The sequence below is a fragment of the Pseudomonas sp. Z4-20 genome, assembly GCF_051131955.1.
Taxonomy (GTDB): domain Bacteria; phylum Pseudomonadota; class Gammaproteobacteria; order Pseudomonadales; family Pseudomonadaceae; genus Aquipseudomonas; species Aquipseudomonas marvdashtae.
This window is the reverse complement of sequence record NZ_CP071641.1, coordinates 5,146,816-5,170,397: the sequence shown is the minus strand read 5'-3', so window position 1 is coordinate 5,170,397 and position 23,582 is coordinate 5,146,816. Positions and strand designations below refer to the sequence as shown.

12 protein-coding genes and 2 pseudogenes are annotated in these 23,582 nt (G+C 60.7%); 5 read left to right on the top strand and 9 right to left on the bottom strand.

Annotation, left to right across the window (positions count from 1 at the left end; genetic code table 11):
* Positions 1 to 43: 43 nt before the first annotated feature.
* A pseudogene (locus J3P82_RS23625) lies at positions 44 to 643 on the bottom strand (methyl-accepting chemotaxis protein); the annotation flags it as partial.
* 303 nt (positions 644 to 946) lie between these two features.
* A pseudogene (locus J3P82_RS23620) lies at positions 947 to 1,603 on the bottom strand (MCP four helix bundle domain-containing protein); the annotation flags it as partial.
* A gap of 323 nt (positions 1,604 to 1,926) precedes the next feature.
* Here J3P82_RS23620 and J3P82_RS23615 point away from each other — a divergent pair.
* A complete protein-coding gene (locus tag J3P82_RS23615; RefSeq protein ID WP_434558989.1) occupies positions 1,927 to 2,157 on the top strand; it encodes a hypothetical protein in 231 nt (76 codons plus the stop codon).
* A complete protein-coding gene (locus J3P82_RS23610) occupies positions 2,154 to 2,456 on the top strand; it encodes a cell division protein ZapA (protein ID WP_434558987.1) in 303 nt (100 codons plus the stop codon). Before J3P82_RS23615 ends, J3P82_RS23610 begins: the two co-directional genes overlap by 4 nt.
* A 54-nt stretch (positions 2,457 to 2,510) precedes the next feature.
* Here the strand turns inward: J3P82_RS23610 and J3P82_RS23605 are convergent, their stop codons facing one another.
* Both J3P82_RS23605 and putA read right to left on the bottom strand, forming a co-directional pair.
* On the bottom strand, positions 2,511 to 4,313 hold the full coding sequence (locus J3P82_RS23605) for an acyl-CoA dehydrogenase (RefSeq protein ID WP_434558985.1): 1,803 nt from the start codon (positions 4,311 to 4,313) through the stop codon (positions 2,511 to 2,513).
* Between the two features lie 233 nt (positions 4,314 to 4,546).
* Entirely contained in the window at positions 4,547 to 8,500 is a 3,954-nt protein-coding gene (putA, locus tag J3P82_RS23600; RefSeq protein WP_434558983.1) for a trifunctional transcriptional regulator/proline dehydrogenase/L-glutamate gamma-semialdehyde dehydrogenase, read from the bottom strand.
* A gap of 461 nt (positions 8,501 to 8,961) precedes the next feature.
* Here putA and putP point away from each other — a divergent pair, with 461 nt between their 5' ends.
* The 3 genes from putP to J3P82_RS23585 all read left to right on the top strand — a co-directional run bounded on the left by putP (position 8,962) and on the right by J3P82_RS23585 (position 13,704).
* Positions 8,962 to 10,446, top strand: a complete 1,485-nt coding sequence (putP, locus tag J3P82_RS23595; RefSeq protein ID WP_434558981.1) for a sodium/proline symporter PutP — start codon at positions 8,962 to 8,964, stop codon at positions 10,444 to 10,446.
* Positions 10,447 to 10,743: 297 nt separating this feature from the next.
* Entirely contained in the window at positions 10,744 to 12,762 is a 2,019-nt protein-coding gene (locus J3P82_RS23590; protein WP_434558979.1) for a type VI secretion system tip protein VgrG, read from the top strand.
* Between the two features lie 102 nt (positions 12,763 to 12,864).
* Positions 12,865 to 13,704, top strand: coding sequence for a 23S rRNA (adenine(2030)-N(6))-methyltransferase RlmJ (locus tag J3P82_RS23585; RefSeq protein WP_434558977.1), 840 nt, complete (start codon positions 12,865 to 12,867; stop codon positions 13,702 to 13,704).
* A 50-nt stretch (positions 13,705 to 13,754) separates the two neighbouring features.
* Here the strand turns inward: J3P82_RS23585 and msrA are convergent, their stop codons facing one another.
* The 5 genes from msrA to aceE form a co-directional block, all read right to left on the bottom strand.
* Positions 13,755 to 14,402, bottom strand: a complete 648-nt coding sequence (msrA, locus tag J3P82_RS23580; RefSeq protein WP_434558975.1) for a peptide-methionine (S)-S-oxide reductase MsrA — start codon at positions 14,400 to 14,402, stop codon at positions 13,755 to 13,757.
* Between the two features lie 99 nt (positions 14,403 to 14,501).
* On the bottom strand, positions 14,502 to 17,186 hold the full coding sequence (locus tag J3P82_RS23575; protein WP_434558973.1) for a putative bifunctional diguanylate cyclase/phosphodiesterase: 2,685 nt from the start codon (positions 17,184 to 17,186) through the stop codon (positions 14,502 to 14,504).
* 193 nt (positions 17,187 to 17,379) lie between these two features.
* Positions 17,380 to 18,774: an alkaline phosphatase D family protein gene (locus J3P82_RS23570; RefSeq protein ID WP_434558971.1), complete on the bottom strand. Its 1,395-nt coding sequence runs from the start codon at positions 18,772 to 18,774 to the stop codon at positions 17,380 to 17,382.
* Between the two features lie 292 nt (positions 18,775 to 19,066).
* Positions 19,067 to 20,710, bottom strand: coding sequence for a dihydrolipoyllysine-residue acetyltransferase (aceF, locus tag J3P82_RS23565; protein ID WP_434558969.1), 1,644 nt, complete (start codon positions 20,708 to 20,710; stop codon positions 19,067 to 19,069).
* 11 nt (positions 20,711 to 20,721) lie between these two features.
* Positions 20,722 to 23,367, bottom strand: coding sequence for a pyruvate dehydrogenase (acetyl-transferring), homodimeric type (aceE, locus tag J3P82_RS23560; RefSeq protein ID WP_434558967.1), 2,646 nt, complete (start codon positions 23,365 to 23,367; stop codon positions 20,722 to 20,724).
* Positions 23,368 to 23,582 lie beyond the last annotated feature (215 nt).

Sequence of the window (23,582 nt, the reverse complement as noted above, 5' to 3'; positions counted from 1 at the left end):
GGTTGGTTACTCACTGTTTGTGAGCAATCAACCAATGCGCGGTTTAAAGGCTGAACCGCCCAACCATGCTGTTCAGATCCACCGCCAAACGCGACAGCTCTGCACTCGCGGCGCTGGTCTGGTTGGCGCCGGTGGCCGATTGCACCGACAGGTCGCGGATGTTCACCAGGTTGCGGTCCACTTCACGGGCCACTTGGGCCTGTTCTTCGGCGGCGCTGGCGATGACCAGGTTGCGTTCGTTGATTTCGACGATGGCCGTGTTGATCGTGTCCAGGGACATCCCGGCACCGCGAGCGATGTTCAGCGTCGACTCGGCGCGCTCGGTGCTGTTGCGCATCGAATCCACGGCGTGTTCGGTGCCGCTCTGGATGCTGCCGATCATGCGTTCGATCTCGCTGGTCGACTGCTGGGTGCGATGAGCCAGGGCGCGCACTTCGTCGGCGACCACGGCAAAACCACGACCTGCTTCACCGGCACGGGCTGCCTCGATCGCCGCGTTCAGGGCCAACAGGTTGGTCTGGTCGGCCAGGCCACGGATCACATCGAGCACCTTGCCGATATCGCGGGATTCGTTGGCGAGATTGCCGATCAGCGTCGCGGTGCTCTGTACATCGGCGCTCATGCGCTCGATGGCGCCGACCGTTTCCTGCACCAGGTCGCGGCCGTCGCCCGCCGATGTGGTGGCGTTTTTCGAGGCTTCGGAGGTGCTGACGGCGTTGCGCGCAACTTCTTCCACGGCGCTGGTCATCTCGTTGACCGCCGTGGCGGCTTGTTCGATTTCGTTGTTCTGCTGGGTCAGGCCACGGGCGCTTTCGTCGGTGACGCTGTTGAGCTCTTCGGCGGCGGAGGCCAGTTGCGTGGCCGAGCCGGAGATCCGCTGCAGGGTGTCGCGCAATTTGTCTTGCATGGTCGCCATCGCTCGCAGCAGGCGGCCGGCTTCGTCGCTGCCATCAACGGTGATCGGCCGCGTCAGGTTGCCCTTGGCGATTTCTTCGGCGGCGTCCAAGGCGTTTGCAATCGGCTTGGTGATGCTGTTGGTCAGCAGCCAGGCGAACAGCAGGGTCAGGCCGGTGGCGATGGCCAGCAGCGTGACGACCCAGGTGAACGCTGTTGAGTACTGGTGTGCCGCGTCCTGGTTGAGCGTCTCGGCTTGCCGGTTGTTGATCTCGGTAAGACGGGTGATCGCCGCGTTGACGGCGTCGGAGTTGCTCAGCAACTCGGTGTTGAGCAGCGCTTGCAGCTGGTCGAGCTGATTATTGCGCGAAAGGGTTTTCATCCGCTCTTCAAGCTGGCGGTACTGGTTCAGCAGCTGTACGTACTGGTCGTAGGCGGCTCGTTCGTCAGGGGCGCTGATGAGTTTTTCATATTCGGTCTGCGCTTCGCGGATCTGCTGGTTGCGCTGCTCGAACAGCTCGTAGGTTTTTTGCTGGACGTCCGATTCGCGGTTGGTCAGCAGGCGATAGGACAACACACGCAGGCGCAGGGCGAGCTGGGTGAACTCGTCCAGGGCCTTGATGCTGGGTACGCTGTTCTGGACGATGGTTTCGCCCGATTCACGGATCTTGCTCATCTGGCTCAAGGCAAACACGCCCAGGGCCAGCATCAGGGCACCGATAAGGGCGAACCCCAGGAACGCCCGCGGCGCGATGTTCATATTACGTAGGGACATGGAAGTTACCGTGAAGAAGCGCGTCCGTGCTGGGCTATGACTGGTTTCACTGACTTATCGGTCTGGCCTGTCAAGTCTTGAGGGCGCTGCGTGCTTTTGTCGCAGTCCGTGGCCGGCGGTGCGACGAAGGGTAGGAACCAGATTCTGAGCGCGCAGTCTCTACAGCTCGCGAGCGAAGCACTGCCGCCTATGAACCATGGCGTCGGCGGTGACTTTTCTTTATCGTACGCGCCCCTTGAAAAAGCCTGGAAATCAATATGTTGGAAGCATCCCTCAGTCAGTTGGAGCAACTGGTCAACGACCTGGTGCAACAGAACCGCCACCTCGCCGGGCTGAATGAAACCCTGAGCGCTGAACTGGCCAAGGCCAAGGATGAAAACGAAAACCTGCAGTTGAACCTCATGGAGCAGGAAGAATTGCATGGCGCTACCACCGCGCGTATCCAGGCTCTGGTCGAGCGCGCCAGCAACGCAACGGCCAGCGCATGAAACCCGGGGCCGACGGGGTAACAGTCGTCTCGATTCTCGGGGAGGATTATTCGATCAAGGCACCGGCCGGGCAGGAGCAGGCCTTGCTGGACGCCGCTTCGATGCTCAAGTCCGCCCTGGCCGATACCAAGCGCAAATACCCGACCCTGATCGGTGACCGCCTGCTGGTGCTGGCGGCCATGAACCTGTGCTCGCAGCAGATCGAGATGCAAAAGCAGCACCGGGCGGAACTCGACCGATGCCAGGAACAGGTCAACGCCACGGTCGAGGTGATTGCCAAGACTATTCAGCAGGCGTGAAGCCCATCGCGAGCTTTCTCGCGATTGGATTTGAGCCGTGTTGAATGTCTTGGCTTAGAACCACTCGTCCCGCATCGCCAGGCACGTATCGTCTCGCGTCTCTAGAATTGTCAGTTCGTGATGGCAGCCTGGCACTTCCCAAGTCAGGAAGTAACGCGCGGCCTGCAGCTTGCCGTGATAGAAGTCGCTGTCCGCTGCATTGCCCCTGGCAAGTCCTTCCTCGGCACGGATCGCCTGTTCCAGCCAGCGCCAGCCGATCACCAAGTGCCCAAAGACCTTCAAGTACAGCGCTGAGTTGGCCAGGCTGCTGTTGACCTTGCCTTGGGCCAGGTCTGTCAGCAGGCCGAGGGTGACCGATTGCAGGCGCGCCACCAGGGCTTCCAGCGGCTGACGCAAGGACGTCAGCGATTCATAGGGCTGGGCACGTTCGGTGGTGTCGGCCACCAGGCGAATCAGTTGTTTAAGCCCGGCACCGCCGTTTTGCGCCAGTTTGCGCCCCAGCAAGTCCAGCGACTGGATACCGTGGGTGCCCTCATGAATCGGGTTCAAGCGGTTGTCGCGGTAATACTGCTCCACCGGATATTCGCGGGTGTAGCCGTGGCCGCCCAGGATTTGAATCGCCAACTCGTTGGCCTTCAGGCAGAACTCCGATGGCCAGGATTTGACGACCGGCGTCAGCAGGTCCAACAGCTCATGGGCCCTGCGGCGCTCGGCCTCGCTTTCAAGGGTGGTGGTGTCGTCGAACAGCCGTGCCGCGTACAGGCCCAGGTCAAATGAGCCTTCCACGTAGGCTTTTTGCGTCAGCAACATGCGGCGCACGTCGGCGTGCTGGATGATCGCCACGGGCGCGGCGGTCGGGTCCTTGCTGTCGGGTACCCGACCCTGCGGACGTTCGCGGGCGTATTCGAGGGAGTACAGGTAGCCGGCATAGCCCAGCATCACCGCGCCCATACCCACGCCGATTCGCGCCTCATTCATCATCTGGAACATATAGCTCAGGCCGTGGTGCGGTTTTCCTACGAGATAACCGACACATTCGCCGTTGTCACCGAAGTTGAGCGCGGTAGACGTGGTGCCGCGCCAGCCCATCTTGTGGAACAGCCCGGCCAACAGCACGTCGTTACGCGGGCCGAGGCTGCCGTCGTCGTTGACCAAAAACTTGGGCACGATGAACAGCGAAATGCCTTTCACACCTGGCGGTGCATCCGGCAATTTCGCCAAGACCATGTGCACGATGTTTTCCGACAGCGGATGATCGCCGCCGGAGATAAAGATCTTGTTGCCCTTGAGTCGATAGGTACCGTCGGAAGCCGGCTCTGCGCGCGTACGAATATCCGCCAGCGACGAGCCTGCGTGAGGTTCGGTCAGGGCCATGGTGCCGAAGAAGCGACCGTCAATCATCGGTTGCAGGAAGCGTTGTTTCTGCTCGTCGCTGCCAAAGCTCTCGATCAGGTTCGCCGCGCCCATGGTCAAGAACGGATAAGAGGTCGAAGCGGCATTGGCCGATTGGAAATGCGCGAAGCAGGCCTGGGACAGCAATGTCGGCAGTTGCATTCCGCCGGCGTCGAAGCTGCGCGCGGCGTTGAGAAAACCGGCCTCCAAAAAGGCATCCACCGCCGGTTTCACCTCGGGAATCAGGATCGCCTCGCCGTTCTCGTAGCGCGGTTCGTTCTCATCATTCTTGCGGTTGTGAGGCGCGAAAAATTTCTCGGCAATGCTGCGGGCGGTGCCAAGGGCTGCGTCGAAGGTTTCGCGATTGTGCTCGGCAAACCGGTCGCGCTGGGTCAGGCCTTCGGCATCAAGGACTTCATACAGCTCGAAAGCCAGATTGCGGGAACTGAGCAACGTCTCGGACATGGCGGCCTACCTTTTTTGGAAGTGGGCCGAGTCTAGGCGGGCTGATAAAGGCTGAACAGGATGATTGATGGGGTTGATAAAGCAGTACAAGCGGCGGGTTGCAAGCTGCAAGCTGCAAGCTACAAGCTACAAGCTACAAGCTACAAGCTACAAGCAAGAGCAAGAGCAAGCTTTTGCTTTTGCTTTTGCTTTGCTTTTACTTGCAGCTTGCAGCTCGAAACTTACAACTGCCCTTAACCTATCGTCATCAGGCTGGCGTTACCACCCGCTGCGGCGGTGTTAACGCTCAGCGCACGTTCGATCACCAGGCGTTCCAAGGCAATATTGGTTTCGCCCTGAGACAAACCATGCACCCCGACGATAGCCCCGGCACGCTTGGCCACTTGCTGGCAAACGCCACGCAGTTGATCCGAGTCGCCGTGATGCAAGACCGCGTCGAACAGCACATCGTCCTTGGTCCAGTCGGCCACCCGCTGGATGCGCGCCTGAATGTCCTTCGGCAAGCGTGCGAACAGAGCCTTGCTGGCGTCGGTTTCCGGCCAGACGGCCGAGCCGCCTACAGCCAGTACGGCCGCCAGTTGCGTCAGCAGATCGCCTTCCACGTCGGCCAGGCACAACACGTGCTCACGCGGCAGGATGGCGTAGCTGTTGCGTTCGCCGGTCGGGCCGGTGAGTTGGCGAGTGATACCGCTTTGCGACTGGGCCGCGAATTGCACGCACAGGGCGCTCAGCTCGGCGAGTTTCTGGCTGTCGGCCCAGGCTTGCAGCGCCGTCAGCGGTTTGCTCATGGCGTCGCGCAAACGCAGGTCCGGCGCCGCGAGGGCATCGCCGCGCACGAACGATTGTTGGATCGCATCGGTAGGGCGGGTCGACAGCAGGCGGTACAGGTACAGCGGACCACCGGCTTTCGGACCGGTGCCCGACAGGCCTTCGCCGCCGAACGGCTGCACACCGACCACGGCGCCGACGATGTTGCGGTTCACATAGACGTTACCGGCGTGAACGTTGTCGATCACCTTGGCGATGGTCTCGTCGATGCGGGTGTGCACGCCCAGGGTCAGGCCATAGCCGGAAGCGTTGATCTGGTTGATCAACAGGTCCAGCTCCTTGCGCTTGTAGCGCACCACGTGCAGCACCGGGCCGAAGATTTCGCGCTGCAGCTCATCGAAGCTTTCCAGCTCGATCAAGGTCGGCATCACAAAGGTGCCGCGCTTGCATTCCTCGCTGTCGGCGATTGCCATCTGGTACACGGTGCGGCCTTTGTCGCGCATGGCCTGGATGTGTTTCTCGATGCCGGCCTTGGCCTCGGCGTCGATCACCGGGCCGATATCCACCGACAGGCGTTCGGGGTTGCCGAGGCGCGATTCGGCCATGGCGCCCTTGAGCATTTCAATGACGCGGTCGGCGGAATCTTCCTGCAAGCACAGTACGCGCAGGGCCGAGCAGCGTTGACCAGCGCTGTCGAAGGCGGAGGACACCACGTCGATGACCACTTGTTCGGTCAGCGCCGAGGAGTCGACGATCATGGCGTTCTGGCCACCGGTTTCGGCGATCAGCGGAATCGGTCGGCCCTGGTTGTCCAGGCGTCCGGCGATGTTGCGTTGCAGCAGACGCGCGACTTCGGTGGAACCGGTGAACATGACGCCTTTGACCCGCTCGTCACCCACCAGGCGGGCACCGACGGTTTCGCCACGGCCCGGCAGCAATTGCAGGACGCCTTCCGGAATGCCAGCTTCGAGCATCAGGCGCACCGCCTGGGCAGCCACCAGCGGCGTCTGCTCGGCGGGTTTGGCCAATACCGGGTTGCCGGCGGCCAATGCGGCGGCGACCTGGCCGCTGAAAATTGCCAGCGGGAAGTTCCACGGGCTGATGCAGACCACTGGGCCTAATGGACGGTGAGCGTCGTTGGTGAAATCGTTGCGCGCCTGCACCGCGTAATAGCGCAGGAAATCCACGGCTTCGCGCACTTCGGCGATGGCATTGGCGAAGGTCTTGCCGGCTTCGCGGGCCAGCAGGCCCATCAGCGGCTGGATCTCGCCTTCCATCAGGTCGGCGGCGCGTTCGAGGATCGCGGCGCGCTCGGCCGGTGGCGTGGCCTGCCAGATCGGTGCGGCGTTGAGGGCGCACTGGATGGCGTTGTCGACGTCGGTGACGGTGGCTTCCTGCACATGGCCGACCACGTCGCGGTGATCGGACGGGTTCAGTACGGGTGCCGGGGACTCTTCGCTGGCAGCGCAACCGAGCATCGGCGCGGCTTTCCAGTCGTTATGAGCAGTGGCCAGCAGGGCGCAGGACAACGAGGCCAGGCGATGTTCGTTGGCCAGGTCGATGCCGCTGGAGTTGGCGCGCTCGCTGCCATAAAGGTCGCGTGGCAGTGGGATGCGTGGGTGCGGCAGGCCGAAACCACCTTCCAGCGTCGCCATCTGCTCGATGCTTGCTACCGGGTCGGCCACCAATTCCTGAATGGAAATGGATTGGTCGGCGATGCGGTTGACGAACGAGGTGTTCGCGCCGTTTTCCAGCAAGCGGCGTACGAGGTAGGCGAGCAGTGTTTCGTGGGTGCCGACCGGGGCGTACACACGGCACGGACGGTTCAGCTTGCCTTCGGAGACCTTGCCTACAACCTGTTCGTACAGAGGTTCGCCCATGCCGTGCAGGCACTGGAATTCGTACTGGCCCGGGTAATAGTTCTGACCGGCGATATGGTAAATGGCCGACAGGGTATGGGCGTTGTGCGTGGCGAATTGCGGATAGATGACTTCCGGTACCGACAGCAATTTGCGCGCGCATGCGATGTAGGAAACGTCGGTGTAAACCTTGCGGGTATACACCGGATAGCCTTCCAGGCCTTCGACCTGGGCGCGCTTGATCTCGCTGTCCCAGTACGCGCCTTTCACCAGGCGGATCATCAGGCGGTGGCGGCTGCGACGGGCAAGATCAATAACGTAGTCGATCACATAAGGGCAACGCTTCTGGTAGGCCTGGATAACAAAGCCGATGCCGTTCCAGCCAGTCAATTGCGGCTCGAAGCACAGGCGCTCGAGCAGGTCCAGGGACAACTCGAGACGGTCGGCCTCTTCGGCGTCGATGTTCAAGCCGATGTCATATTGCTTGGCCAACAGCGTCAGCGACAGCAGGCGTGGGTAAAGCTCTTCCATGACGCGCTCGTACTGGGCGCGGCTATAACGCGGGTGCAGGGCCGAGAGCTTGATGGATATGCCTGGGCCTTCGTAGATCCCACGGCCATGGGACGCTTTGCCGATGGAGTGGATGGCTTGTTCGTACGAGGCCAGGTACTTCTGGGCGTCATGTTCGGTGAGCGCGGCTTCACCCAGCATGTCGTAGGAATAACGGAAACCCTTGGCTTCGAACTTGCTGGCGTTGGCCAGGGCTTCGGCGATGGTTTCGCCGGTGACGAACTGTTCGCCCATCAGGCGCATGGCCATGTCGACGCCCTTGCGGATCATCGGCTCGCCGCTCTTGCCGATAATACGGCTCAGGGAGGAGGTCAGGCCCGCTTCGTTGTGGGTGGCGACCAGTTTGCCGGTCAGCAACAAGCCCCAGGTGGCGGCGTTGACGAATAGCGACGGGCTGTTGCCCAGGTGTGGGTGCCAGTTGCCGGTGCTGATTTTGTCGCGAATCAGGGCATCGCGGGTACCTTTATCCGGGATGCGCAGTAGCGCCTCGGCCAGGCACATCAGCGCCACGCCTTCCTGGGAGGACAGGGAAAATTCCTGCAGCAGGCCCTGAACAATCCCGGCACGGCCGCCGGCACTCTTCTGGTTGCGCAATTTTTCAGCAATCGACGCGGCCAGCTTGTTGGTGGCCTCGGCCATTTGCGCCGGCAGGCGCGCTTGCTCGATGAGCATCGGCACCACTTCCGGTTCCGGGCGGCGGTAAGCGGCGGTAATGGACGCGCGCAGGACCGATTGTGGAAGGATGCTCTCGGCGAACTCCAGGAAGCACTGGTGAGCGTGATCGGCCTGGACCTCGCCAGCGTCGTCGCTGTCGGCGCGGATCGAACCGTTCAGTTCGGTCAGGGTTGCACCACCCTCGAGTTTCTCCAGGTAATTGAAGATTGCCTGCTTGATCAGCCAGTGCGGCGTGCGATCAATCGAGGACGCGGCCGCCTTGAGGCGTTCGCGGGTCGGGTCGTCGAGTTTGACCCCAAGGGTGGTGGTAGCCATATTTTTATCCTCATGTTTGCCACGTACCGCGTGGCATCAGCTGGCGGCAAGATTAGCTGCGAGCTGAATGAGGTGCAACCGGGTGCAACCCTTTTTTTGTCGGAATATTCCGCAGCTTGTCAGGAAAAGAATTCCTCTGTTCATTTAACTGCACCCGCTTAGTGCTTTGGCTTCTAGCAAATCGCCGGTACTGCACTAAAAGGGAGCAAAAACGGCCGGTTCGGCGAAAAAACCGACTGGGTGCAACTGATTCGAACGAAACTGGTTGCACCTTATTTGATTTGTTGAATAGCATTCGCGGCCAAGGTGCAACCGGCTCAAGTCGAGGGGCATCGGCTGATGGCTTTCCTGGGGAAACATCAGTCATAAATTTGCGGGTCTGCAAAACGTCGGTACAACGTCTGCGTTGTCGGCGCTTTCAACTGCCACCGCACCATAAAAACAAAGCCAGGGCGTAACTCATGAGTGTTAGCAACCCCACCCTGATCACCTTCGTGATCTACATCGCAGCCATGGTCCTGATCGGCCTGATGGCTTATCGCTCCACCAATAATCTTTCCGATTACATCCTCGGCGGTCGCAGCCTGGGCAGTGTCGTGACGGCGCTTTCTGCCGGTGCCTCCGACATGAGCGGCTGGTTGTTGATGGGTTTGCCCGGTGCTATCTACATGTCCGGCCTGTCGGAAAGCTGGATCGCCATCGGCCTGATCATCGGTGCCTACCTGAACTGGCTGTTCGTGGCCGGTCGCCTGCGGGTCCAGACCGAGCACAACGGCGATGCGCTGACGCTGCCAGACTATTTCTCCAGCCGTTTTGAAGACACCAGCGGTTTGCTGCGAATCATCTCGGCGGTCGTCATCCTGGTGTTCTTCACCATCTACTGCGCTTCCGGCATTGTCGCCGGTGCCCGTCTGTTCGAAAGCACCTTCGGCATGTCCTACGAGACCGCGCTGTGGGCCGGTGCCGCCGCGACCATCGCCTACACCTTCATTGGTGGTTTCCTGGCCGTGAGCTGGACCGATACCGTACAAGCCACCCTGATGATCTTCGCGTTGATCCTTACGCCGATTATCGTGCTGCTGGCCACTGGCGGCGTCGACACCACTTTCCTGGCCATCGAAGCGAAAGATCCTACTTCGTTCGACATGCTGAAAAACACCACCTTCATCGGGATCATCTCGCTGATGGGCTGGGGCCTGGGCTACTTCGGCCAACCGCACATCCTGGCGCGCTTCATGGCGGCGGATTCGGTCAAGTCGATCGCCAAGGCGCGTCGCATCTCCATGGCCTGGATGATCCTGTGCCTGGGCGGCACCGTTGCCGTCGGTTTCTTCGGTATCGCCTACTTCTCGGCGCATCCTGAAGTCGCGGGCCCGGTCACCGAAAACCCTGAGCGAGTGTTCATCGAACTGGCCAAGATCCTGTTCAACCCTTGGGTTGCCGGGGTACTGCTGTCGGCCATCCTGGCCGCGGTGATGAGCACCCTGAGCTGCCAGTTGCTGGTGTGCTCGAGCGCCCTGACCGAAGACTTCTACAAGACTTTCCTGCGTAAGAGCGCCTCCCAGCTGGAACTGGTCTGGGTCGGTCGTGCCATGGTGTTGTTGGTGGCCTTGATCGCCATCGCCCTGGCCGCTAACCCGGAAAACCGTGTACTGGGCCTGGTGAGCTACGCCTGGGCCGGTTTCGGTGCCGCGTTTGGTCCGGTGGTCCTGATCTCGGTGATCTGGAAGAACATGACGCGCAATGGCGCCCTGGCCGGTATCCTGGTTGGCGCGATCACCGTCGTTGTCTGGAAACATTTCGAACTGCTGGGCCTGTACGAAATCATTCCGGGCTTCATCTTCGCCAGCCTGGCTATCTATTTCGTCAGCAAGATGGGCTCGCCTACCGCCGGTATGCTGCAGCGCTTCGACGCGGCCGAGAAAGATTTCCGCTTGAACCAGTAAGCTTTTGGCGAGGCCCGTACGGCTCGTCCCTGGCATCAAAAAACGGCCCGCCTCCCTTGGAGGCGGGCCGTTTTTCATGGGCGTCCGTCCGAATCGTCGGGCCGGTTGTAAACAATCAGCGCGCCGTGCGGAAAGCGTTAGCGGCCACGACGCAAAATTTGTCTGTCAGAAAGTACAGCGCGCCCTGAAGTTTTTGGCTTATCAGATGTAAGGCAAATCTGTTTTTCACGACGTCCGATCCAGGCTCCGAATAGCTGATGCAGAATCGCCCGTCTTCATTAAGCAGAGACACATCGGATGTTCGCGCCTGCCAACCAACCACGTTTCACGCTGACGTTCGACAGCGGGCCAAATGAGCTCAGGGTGCTTGAGTTCAAGGGCAAGGAAGCTATCAGCCAGCCCTACTGCGTTGACCTGGAGCTGGTCTGTGAGCGGCCCGACCTGGCGCTTGAAGATCTACTGCATCGTCAGGCGTACCTGAGCTTCGATGATCGAGGTGGTGGAATACATGGCCAGGTCTACAGCGTGGCCCAAGGCGATTCGGGCAAGCGCTTGTCCCGCTACCAGATCAGCCTGGTGCCGCGCCTGGCGTACTTGCGCCATCGCATCAACCGGCGGGTTTTCCAGCACCTGAGCGTGCCGGATATCGTCGCCCGTATCTTGAAGGACCACGGCATCTTCGCCGACGCCTACCAGTTCAGCCTTGGCGGGCAATACCCCGAACGTGAATATTGTGTGCAGTACGGTGAAAGCGACCTGGCCTTTATCGAGCGGATTTGCGCCGAGGTCGGCATTCACTATCACTTCCAGCACAGCCTTGGCGGCCACCTGCTGGTGTTCGGCGACGACCAGACGATGTTTCCTCGCTTGCCTGAGTCGACGCTGTACCTGCCGGGCAGCGGCATGGCTGCCGACGAGCCGGCGATCAAACGCCTGGCGGTGCGCCTGCAGACCCGTACCACCGCGGTGGCACTGCACGATTATGACTTTCGCAAGCCCGGCCTGCAGCTTCAGGCTGGCCTCGACAACCAGCGATTACCATCGCTTGAGAGCTATCACTACCCGGGCCAGTTCATCGACCGTGAGGATGGCAAGCTCTTGGCCCGGCGCACCCTCGAACGCCATGGCGCCGACTATCGCGTGGCGGAGGGTGGCGGTGACGACAGTGCCTTTGCCAGCGGGCATTTCATGTGCATCAAGGAGCACCCACGGGCGCAATGGAATGACCTCTGGTTGCTGACGCACATTGACCACCATGGCCGCCAGCCGCAAGTGCTTGAAGAAACCGCCTCGATTGGCCCGGAAGAGTTCCAAGGCTACCGTAATACCTTTCTCGCAACGCCGTGGGATGTGTTCTTTCGTCCGCCCTTGCAGCACAAGAAGCCGACCGTTAACGGCTATCAGCCTGCCGTGGTGACGGGTCCGCAGGACAGTGAGATCCATTGCGATGCGTTCGGGCGGGTCAAGGTGCAACTGGTCTGGGACCGCGACGGTGAGCGTGACGAACACTCCAGCTGCTGGCTGCGCGTGGCCACCGGTTGGGCTCATGATCGTTATGGCAGCGTGATGATTCCTCGGGTCGGCATGGAAGTCCTGGTGGGGTTCATGGAGGGCGACGTCGACAAGCCGTTGGTGGTTGGCTGTCTGCCGAATGGTGCCAACCCGGTTCCGCTCGATTTGCCAGCGGACAAGACTCGCAGCATCCTGCGCAGCCAAAGCAGCCCGGGTGGTGGCGGCTACAACGAATTGCGCATCGAAGACCGCAAGGGCGCCGAGGAAATCTACCTGCGGGCCCAGCGCAACTGGACCCAGCACGTACTGCATGACCAGCGCGTGCAGGTCGACCACCAGCGCAGCATCGTCGTCACCGGTCTGGCGCGGCATGAGCTCAAGGCTGACGAACAGCGCATCACTCAGGGCCGGCGCCAGGTTGAAATTCGCCAGGACGATCACTTGCTGGTCACGGGCGACCGGCACATCCGCGTCGCCAACCAGGCTGTCAGCGCCGCTGGAGGATTTCATATCAGCGCCGGCCAGCAGGTTGTGTTGGAGGCGGGCGCCAGCGCGACCATCCAGGCGGGGGGGCACTGGATCAACATCGGACCGGGCGGGATCTTCAGCAGCGTGCCGATCCAGGTGGGCGGCGCCGCAATGGTCGTAAAAGGCGCCGCACCCATCGCCCCCGGCGCCCCGGAAAAGCTCACCGCAGCCCTGGCCCCTCACCTTTCCCTCGCGCAAATACTGAGCTTGAGAAGTCCGGCGCCCTTCTGCGAGGAATGCGAGCGGTGCAAGGACGGCGCTTGTGGTTGGTCGTAGCTCGCCACGGGGCCGGGCTGACGACTGTTCGTCCGCTCGGCCGCGAACCCCTGACGTTCGGCGCGCTTCAAGGTAAACTCGGCGGCCTTCGCAGGAGCCGCCATGAATTATCGCCACGCCTTCCACGCCGGCAATCACGCCGACGTGTTCAAACACCTGGTCTTGACCCGCCTCATCGCCTTGATGTCGCGCAAGGAGCAGCCTTTCGCCTACCTCGATTCTCACGCGGGCATAGGGCTGTACGATTTGCAGGGCGACCAGGCCAATCGTACCGGTGAATACCTGGAAGGCATCGCGCGGTTGTGGGGCCAGGAAGATCTGCCGCCGCTGACCGCCGATTACATGAAGGTGCTGCGCGACATGAACCCGGACGGCCAGTTGCGCTATTACCCAGGCTCGCCGGAATTGGCGCGGCGCCTGACACGTGCCCAGGACCGGGTCTTGCTCAATGAGAAGCATCCGGAGGACGGCGTGCTCCTCAAGGACAACATGAAGGGTGACCGTCGCGTGGCGGTGCATTTAGGCGAAGGCTGGCATGTGCCCCGCGCGCTGCTGCCAGTGACCGAGAAGCGTGCCTTGATGTTGATCGATCCGCCGTTCGAACAGCTCGATGAGATGCAGCGCTGCGCCGCGTCCCTCAAGGAGGCTATTGGCCGGATGCGCCAGACCGTGGCGGCAATCTGGTACCCGGTGAAGGACCAGCGGATGTTGCGTCGCTTCTACCAAGACTTGGCCGGCACCGGCGCACCGAAGCTGTTGCGGGTAGAGTTGCTGGTGCATCCATTGGCAACGCCCAACAGCCTGAACGGCTCCGGCCTGGCGATTGCCAATCCGCCATGGGGGCTTGAGGAAGAGTTGCGCGAACTGCTGCCGTGGTTATCCAAGAAGCTTGGGCAGACCCAGGGTGGGTGGCAGATGGATTGGTTGATCGCTGAAAGTTGAGGCATTGATGGCGCCTGGAAGGGCGCCATCATGGGGGCAAGACCCGAAAGTCAGATTGGGCAAGTCACGCCCGTACCACCAATCCCGCAATAGCCTTCAGGATTCTTAGCCAGGTATTGCTGGTGATACGCCTCGGCAAAGTAAAACGTCGGCGCTTCGTCGATTTCGGTGGTGATGTCGCCAAGGCCGGCCTTGCCCAGTTCAGCCTGGAACACGTCTTTGCTTTTCTTCGCCGCTTCCAGTTGTTCGGGGGTGGTGCAGTAGATCACCGAGCGATACTGGGTGCCGATGTCGTTGCCCTGGCGCATGCCCTGGGTCGGGTTGTGCAGTTCCCAGAACATTGCCAACAGTTCGTTGTAGCTGACTTTCTCCGGCTCGTAGACCACCAGCACCACTTCGCTGTGGCCGGTCAGGCCCGAGCAGACCTCTTCATACGTCGGGTTTGGCGTAAAGCCGCCCGCATAACCCACCGCCGTACTGACCACGCCCTCGCGTTGCCAGAACTTGCGCTCCGCGCCCCAGAAACAACCCAGGCCGAAGATCGCGAAATCCACGTCCATGGCAAACGGGCCCAGCAGTGGTGCGTCGTGGACGAAGTGTTTCTCCGGCACGGTCATCGGGGTTTCACGGCCAGGCAGAGCTTGATCAGGAGTAGGAAGCACGTTTTTGTTCACCAGGATTTCCGAGCGTAAGATCATTGGGGCAGCTAAGTTACAAGTTACAAGTTACAAGCTGCAAGCTGCAAGCTGCAAGTGGTGAGAGTGTGCCATCGTAAGCTTGAAGCTTGAAGCTTGAAGCTAGCGGCACGGATAGCGCTTGAGCTTCTCGATAAGCTCTGCGCCAGGGATCGGCCGGTCAAACAGGTAGCCCTGGCCGACGTCGCAACGGTGGCGACGCAGGAAGGCCAATTGCTGGGCGGTCTCGATGCCTTCGGCGACAACCTTGAGTTTCAGGTTGTGGGCCATGGCGATCACGGCGGAGGTGATTTCCATGTCGTCCTGGTTGTCCGGGATCTCATGGATGAAGCTGCGATCGATCTTAATGATGTCGATCGGGAATTTCTTCAGGTAGCTCAGGGAGGAGTAGCCGGTACCGAAATCATCCATGGCCAGGGTCAGGCCCAGGCGCTTGAGCTGGTCGAGTTGCAGGTGCGTGTCCTCGGTGGCTTCGAGCAGCAAGCCTTCGGTCAACTCCAGTTCCAGCAATCGGGCCGGCAGCTGTTCTTCCTTGAGGATGCTGGCGATCGAGGCTACCAGGTCCGGGTCGGAGAACTGCTTGGGCGACAGGTTGATCGCCACTTGCAGGTTGCCCAGGCCGGCGGCGGTCAATTGCTTGCTCATGCGACAGGCCTGGCGGGCGATCCATTTGCCGATGGGGATGATCAGCCCGGTTTCCTCGGCCACGCTGATGAACTGGTCCGGACGGATCATGCCTTTTTCCGGATGGTTCCAGCGCAATAGCGCCTCCATGCCCAGCAGGCGGCCGCTGCGCAGGCACAGCTTGGGCTGGTAGAACACGTCGAGCTCATTCTGGGTCAGGGCGCGGCGCAGGTTGTTTTCCACGAACAGCTTGTAGCTGGCCTCGGCGTTCAGCGCTTCGGTGAACACCTGGACCTGATGCTTGCCGTTGGCCTTGGCCTTGTGCAGGGCCAGCCCGGCGTTGCGCATCAGCGTCTGGGGGTCGCGCCCATGCAAAGGTGCGCAGGCCAGGCCTACGGAGCCCGTCACGCTGATCAACTGGTTGTCGACGAACATCGGCTTGTCGAGCGTCATCAGCAACTGGCTGGCGATCTGCTGGCCGGCTTCAAGGTCGGTATCGTCCAGCAGTACCGCGAATTCATTACTGGCGAATCGTGCCAGGCTACCGCTGGGGCTCAGGCTGTTGCGCAAACGCCGGGCCAGGCTGATCAGCAACTTGTCGCCGGTCTGGTGGCCAAGGCTGTCGTTGATGCGCTTGAAGTTGTCGATGTCCACCAACAGCAGGCTGATAGGCGAGTCGCTGTCTCGGGCGAAGCGCTCATCAAGGTTGCGAATGAAGGCCGGACGGTTGCCCAGGTTGGTCAAGTTATCGGTATAGGCCAGGCGCTCGATGCGCTGTTGGGCGAGCTTGGTCTGGGTGATGTCTTCGTAGATGCCGATGTAGTGGGTCAGTTCGCGGTTGTCGCCATAGACCTTTGAAATCGACAGCTGGCCCCAGTAGGGCTCGAGGTTTTTGCGTCGACTCTTGAATTCGCCCTGCCAACTGTTGCTCTGGGCCAGGGCCGACGGCGCGTCGAACAGCAGTTCGCTGAGATTTTCCAGGGCGGGCAGCTCGGACAGGCGCTGGCCGTGGACTTCTTCGGTGGTGTACTGGGTAATGGCGGTGAAGCTCGGGTTGACGTACTCCACCACACCGTCGCAGTTGACCAGCAGGAAGGCGTTGGCGCTTTGTTCCACGGCGCGCTGGAACAGGTGCAGGGCGCTGGTGGCTGTGCGGCGGTTGTGGTTGTTGATGACCTGGGCGAATTGGTCCGCCAGTTCGCCGGCGAAGGCGATCTCGTCCGACTGCCAGGCACGCGTGGCGCCCACTTGCTCCAGGCACAGCACGCCGACCACCTGGCCGTCGATCCGGATGCTGGCATCGAGGATCGCATTGACGTCGCGGGCGCGCAGGTTCTCGGCCATTTCCCGCGTGCGTGGGTCGCGCATTGCATTGTGGGCGTCGATGGCCCGGCAGGTCTGCAATGCTTCCATGTAATCCGGGTATTCATCGGCATTGATCACTGCCGGCAAGTAATAAGCCTGGGACGCTCGGTTGTAGGCCGAGATCGGCACCAGCTTGCCGTCGTCCAGGTTCCAGATGCTCGCGGAGTCGATCTCATAGATGTCGCAGGCGCTGCGGGTAATCAGCTCGGCGGCTTCTTGTAGCGAATTGTTGGCACTGTAGCGCTGGCGGGTCAGCAGCAGGATCAGGTCTTGTTGGGCGCGGACCCGATCCAGGTGCTGGAGCTGCTCCTGTTGGGCGCGCTGGTTCAGTTCAAGCGCTATTTGCAGCCTTGAATTCTGGGTTTCCAGGTCTAGGGCCGGTAGGGATGGACCGTCCTGCAGCAAGTTGTCCACGGCGATCAGATAGCCGCGCAGCAGATGACGATTGTGCTGCTTGTAAGCCTCACCGGTTTCCAGCAGGTTCATCGGTCCCTGGGCGGTGTGCAGCGTATAGCGGATCAGGTAGTGCGACGCCTGGGCCAGCTGCTGCTGGATCGCGTCATGCAGCTGATAGCGCGCTTCAGGCTCCATCAGGCTGGCGTAAGGGGAGCTGACCAGCGAGCACAGCTCAACCGCCGGCACACCGAAGTAACGTTCGCAATTGGGATCAAGAAATAGCAGCGCCCAGCTTGCTTCATTCAGCCGTTCGAAACGCAGCATACCGAGCCGCGAGGGCACCGGTAACTGCGTCACTACCTCGGCCGCCATACGGCTGGCGGCATCGGGTTGGCTTTTCATGGGGAAACTCGCTTCGAAAATGCTGATCGCGCCGGGCTGACGCCCTCGTTATTACGGATTCCCGCAAGGTTGCATCATTGCGGCACCGGCTGACAAGAGACATGAAGGCCAAGTGCTATAAACCTTTTATCGGCTGACAATGAGATTTCTCCAGTTGTCAGCCGATCAGAGGCACTTGTTGTGCCTTGGCCGCTCAGCGCAACGGTATATCGACGATCTCCAGCGGGTTGCCGTCACGGTCATGAAACGTCACTTGAACGCTCTGAGCCGTGACGTTCAGGTGGGCGAAATTGTCCTGGCTGATTACCTTGCTGGTCAGTTCATAGTGATAGTCGCCGCTTGGCGCCTTGGCCATGGGCTTGCCAAAAATGAAAGTCGAAGCCGTGGCGTAAGGCAGCAGTTTGCTGTTGCAGAACGGCGACGAAACGATGGTATGCACCTGGAAGTCCGGATCCTGGCTATGAGCCAGGCGGCTGGTCAACGAGCCATGTACGTCACCCGACACGAAAATGACGTTTTTGACCCGATGGTCGCGGATGGCTTCGAGCAAGCGCAGACGCTGTTCCGGGAAGGCTTGCCAGGCATCCCCACCATTGAATTTGCGGTCGGGGTAAAACATGACGCCGGTCACGACAAATTTGACTCGGGCGGGGCTGTTGATCAGCCATTTGAGCAACGACTGTTCCTGTTCTTCATCGAGGATGCGCCGAGCGTGCGCCGACAGGTTGCGTCGGGTCCGGCTGTCGGTAACGAACCACTCGATATCGCCATGAGCGAACTGATACCAGTAACGCTTCAAGGAGCGACTGAGCGTACCGTCATTTAAAAGTTCGCGCGCCGGGCTGTGGCTGGCCTGATAAAGTTCATAGGCTTGAAGAGCATTTACATAAAGGATTTCATCCCCTTGGTTCTTATTGGCAGGCCAGTTGTCTTCTATTTCATGGTCGTCGAGCATCATGTACGTCGGTGCGCCGGACATCACTTTTTTAATATGGGGTTGGGAAAAAGCGCTGCGATACTTGAGCAGGATTTCCTTGAAAGCGCGATCCGGGGCAATAATGTTCAAGTCATCGAGATATACCTGATCCCCGATCATCAATACCGCACTGATCGGCGGATTGGCCTGCTCCATGATTCGATTGATACCCGCGAATGTGCGATCCCCCTGTTCTGGTCTTGACGGTACGCCTGCGGTCATTCGCAGGTATCGGCAGGAGCCAACAATATAGCTGCGGGCCGCGTAAGGCTTGCCGGAGGGTGTTTTCAGTTCATGAATTTCCCTGGGCCACTGCAACGGCAGCTCCTGGATGGTTTCCACCGTATGGGTTGGATTCATGAGGGTTTTCCAGCCGGCCTGATATTCATAGGCGGTGTCGGCCTGGAGGTCCTTTAGAACGACGACTTCGGACATGTCGCGGCGCGGTTTCAGTTGGACGAATTGTGCTTTTGACCAGCTCGTATCACCTTTTCGCCTATAGCGAATACCGGCAAATGTCGGATTATTGTTGTTTTCTTCGCCGCGCAGAAGTATGCGTGTGTGGTCGGTTGTTGTGTGGCCGACAATAGGGCCGACAGTGGGCTTTAGCATGTTCGAATCCATTCGAAGTTATATAAGTTCAGGGCGAGCCGTCAGGGGGTGCGCTGAACTTATGCTATAGCTCGAGAGGCGATAAATATTGATAGCGGAGGCGGCAGTTGCTGTGGGCAATTACTAACAGAACATATGGTTTTTGTTGCGTAACGAGTAGGAAAAGTCGTTTAGCACAAAACTGTTTTATTCCACGCAAAAAAAAGCCCCGCCAAATGGGCGGGGTTGAGGTACGAGCGTGGCGCTCGGAAACGAATCCCGAAAGGCCCTCCGCGAGGAGGGCCGTTCGGTGTTACAGCAGGATGGTGCGGATGTCGCCCAGCAAGTCGCTCAAGCGCTTGGTGAAGCGCGCAGCGGCAGCGCCGTTGATCACTCGGTGATCGTAGGACAGCGACAGGGGCAGCATCAGCTTCGGCTGGAAGGCTTTACCATCCCAGACAGGCTGGATGGTGGCCTTGGAAACACCCAGGATCGCCACTTCCGGCGCGTTGACGATCGGCGTGAAGCCGGTGCCGCCAATGTGACCGAGGCTGGAAATCGTGAAGCAGGCGCCCTGCATGTCGTCGGCGGTGAGCTTCTTGTTCCGGGCCTTTTCGGCCAGGGCAGCGGCTTCGCCAGCCAGTTGCAGCAGGCTCTTTTGGTCGACGTTGCGGATGACCGGTACCAGCAGGCCTTCCGGGGTGTCGACGGCAAAGCCGATGTGCACGTATTTCTTGCGGATCACAGCCTTGCCACTTGGCGCCAGGGAGGCGTTGAAATCCGGCAGTTCCTTGAGCAGGTGCGCACAGGCCTTGAGCAGCAGTGGCAGCACGGTCAGCTTCACGCCGGCTTTTTCGGCCACGGCTTTCTGCGCAACGCGGAAAGCTTCCAGCTCGGTGATGTCGGCCTGGTCGAACTGAGTCACGTGCGGGATGTTCAGCCAGCTGCGATGCAGGCTCGACGCGCCGATCTGCATCAGGCGAGTCATGGCCACTTCTTCGGTTTCGCCGAAGCGGCTGAAGTCCACTGCCGGGATGGGCGGAATACCCGCGCCACCGCTGGCGCCTTCGGCCGGTGCGTTCTTGGCCTTCTGCATCATGGCCTTGACGTAGGCTTGCACGTCTTCCTTCAGCACACGGCCGTGAGGGCCGCTTGGGCCGACGGCGGACAGCTCGACGCCGAATTCACGGGCCAGCTGACGCACGGCAGGGCCGGCGTGCACCTTGGCACCGCTTGGCGCAGGTGCGGCGGCTGGGGCTGGGGCAGCCTCGGCCTTGGCGGCAGGCGCGGCGGCTGGAGCCGGAGCCGGGGCAGGCTCAGCCTTGGTAGCAGGCGCAGCAGCCGGGGCTGGCGCGGCAGGGGCCGAGGCGCCCGCTACTTTCAGCTTCAGGATCAGGTCACCGGTACCGACTTCGTCGTCCAGCTTGACCTCGACGCTTTCCACCACGCCGGCGGCCGGCGATGGGATTTCCATGCTGGCCTTGTCGGATTCCAGGGTGATCAGCGACTGGTCGGCTTCGACGGTGTCGCCGGCCTTGACCAGCACTTCGATGATCTTGGCCTTGCCCGACGAACCGATGTCCGGGACATGAATGTCCTGGACGCTGGCAGCGGCAGGCGCAGCAGCGGGCGCGGGAGCCGCCTCGGCAGCCGGTGCGGCGACAGGCTTTTCAGCCGGGGCCGGGGCAGCAGCAGGGGCTGGCGCTTCAGGCGCCTTGGCGGCGCCCTCGACTTCCAGCTCCAGCAGTTCGTCGCCTTCTTTCAGGCGATCGCCCAGCTTCACTTTCAGGCTCTTGATGATACCGGCCTTCGGCGCGGGCACTTCCATGCTGGCCTTGTCCGATTCAAGCGTCAGGATGCTCTGCTCGGCTTCGATACGGTCGCCGACCTTCACAAACAGTTCAATTACTTCACCTTCACCGCTGCCGATGTCAGGTACGCGAATGAGTTCGCTCACGGAAATTCTCCTCAGCAGTCCAGTGGGTTGCGTTTTTCCGGATCGATGCCGAACTTGGCGATGGCTTCGGCCACCACTTTAGGTTCGATATCGCCACGGTCAGCCAAGGCTTCCAGGGCTGCCAACACAACGAACTTACGGTCGACTTCGAAGAAGTGACGCAGCTTCTTGCGGCTGTCGCTACGGCCGAAACCGTCGGTGCCCAGCACTTTGAATTCCTTGGAAGGAACCCACTGGCGGATCTGCTCGGCGAACAGCTTCATGTAGTCGGTGGACGCGATGACCGGGCCTTTGCGGCCGTTCAGGCATTCTTCGACGTAGCTCAGTTTTGGCTTCTGGCCAGGGTGCAGGCGATTGCTACGCTCTACGGCGAGGCCGTCGCGACGCAGTTCGTTGAAGCTGGTGACGCTCCAGACGTCGGCGCCGACGTTGAACTCTTCACGCAGGATCTTCGCCGCTTCACGCACTTCGCGCAGGATGGTGCCGGAGCCCATCAGCTGGACGTGGTGCGCCGCTTCGCGGGTGTCTTCCTCGAGCAGGTACATGCCCTTGACGATGCCTGCCTCGACACCGGCCGGCATGGCTGGCTGCTGGTAGGACTCGTTCATCACGGTGATGTAGTAGAAGACGTCCTCTTGCTCTTCGGTCATCTTCCTCATGCCGTCCTGGATGATCACCGCCAGCTCGTAGCCGTAGGTCGGATCATAGGTGCGGCAGTTCGGGATGGTCCCGGCCAGCATGTGGCTGTGGCCGTCTTCGTGCTGCAGGCCTTCGCCGTTCAGCGTGGTCCGGCCGGCGGTGCCGCCGATCAGGAAGCCACGGGTACGGCTGTCGCCAGCGGCCCAGGCCAGGTCGCCAATACGTTGGAAGCCGAACATCGAGTAGAAGATGTAGAACGGCAGCATCGGCTGGTTGTGGCTGGAATACGAAGTGCCGGCAGCAATGAAGGAACTCATGGCGCCCGCTTCGTTGATGCCTTCCTCAAGGATCTGGCCCTTCTTGTCTTCGCGGTAGAACATCACCTGGTCTTTATCGACTGGCTCGTAGAGCTGGCCGACGGACGAGTAGATGCCCAGCTGGCGGAACATGCCTTCCATACCGAAGGTACGAGCTTCGTCGGGGATGATCGGGACGATGCGCGAGCCGATTTCCTTGTCCTTGACCAGCTGCGCGAGGATCCGCACGAAGGCCATGGTGGTGGAGATTTCACGGTCGCCCGAGCCGTCCAGGATAGCCTTGAGGGTTTCCAGTGGCGGCGTCGGGAGGCTGAAGCTCTTGGCGCGGCGCTGAGGTACGAAACCGCCCAGCGCGGCACGGCGCTCGGCCAGGTAACGGGCTTCGGCGCTGCCTTCTTCCGGCTTGAAGAACGGCAGGTTTTCCAGCTCGCTGTCCTTGACCGGAATGTCGAAGCGGTCGCGGAACAACTTCAGGCTGTCGACGTCGACTTTCTTGGTGTTGTGCGCGGTGTTCTTCGCTTCGCCGGCACCGGTGCCATAACCCTTGATGGTCTTGGCCAGGATGACGGTCGGTTGCTCTTTGTGGTTGACCGCCTGGTGGTATGCCGCATAGACCTTGTAGGGGTCGTGGCCGCCACGGTTGAGCTTCCAGATCTCGTCGTCGGACAGGTCTGCAACCATCGCCTTGAGTTCAGGCGAGTTGAAGAAGTGCTCACGGACGAACGCGCCGTCCTTGGCCTTGTAGTTTTGGTACTCGCCGTCGATGACTTCATCCATGCGGCGTTGCAGGATGCCGTCGACGTCCTTGGCCAGCAGTGGGTCCCAGAAGCGGCCCCAGATGACTTTGTTGACGTTCCACTGGGCGCCACGGAACACGCCTTCGAGTTCCTGGATGATCTTGGCGTTGCCGCGAACCGGGCCGTCGAGGCGCTGCAGGTTGCAGTTGATGACGAAGATCAGGTTGTCCAGCTTCTCGCGGCCGGCCAGTGAGATCGCGCCCAGGGATTCCGGTTCGTCGCACTCGCCATCACCCATGAAGCACCAGACTTTCTGCTTGCCGGCCGGGATGAAGCCACGCGCTTCCAGGTACTTCATGAAGCGCGCCTGGTAGATCGCCTGGATCGGGCCCAGGCCCATGGAAACAGTCGGGAACTGCCAGAAGTCCGGCATCAGCCAAGGGTGCGGATACGAGGACAGGCCATTGCCGTCCACTTCCTGGCGGAAGTTGTTCATCTGGTCTTCGGTGATGCGGCCTTCCATGAACGCACGGGCGTAGACGCCTGGCGATGCGTGACCCTGGAAGTAGATCAGGTCGCCGCCGTGTTCATCGGTCGGGGCCTGGAAGAAGTAGTTGAAGCCGATGTCATACAGCGTCGCGCTGGAGGCGAAGCTGGAGATGTGACCGCCCAGGTCAGAATCTTTCAGGTTGGTACGCATGACCATGGCCAACGCGTTCCAGCGTACCAGCGAGCGAATGCGGCGTTCCATGAACAGGTCGCCAGGCATGCGTGCTTCGTGGGTAACGGGGATCGTGTTCCGGTACGGCGTGGTGATGGCGTAGGGCAGTTGCGAACCGCTGCGGGTTGCGAGTTCACCCATACGGGTCATCAGGTAATGAGCACGGTCTTCGCCTTCTTTGTCGAGAACCGATTCCAGGGCGTCCAGCCATTCCTGGGTTTCGACGGGATCGAGGTCTTGCATGGCTTGCTCCAGGGCGGAAAGGCTACCAGAATCGGTTGCCTGAGTTTGCGACTGGCCTTGTGGGCAGACGATATAAATTCTTGGATTGCCGAAGGTTGTCTCGGCGGCGTGTAGTTTTACTACAAATCGTCGGTCGTTTCAGCCTTTCGAATGTATAGACGAGTAGTAAAACTACACCCGAGCGGCTGATGGCCCCTCGTTTCGTTGTGAGAATA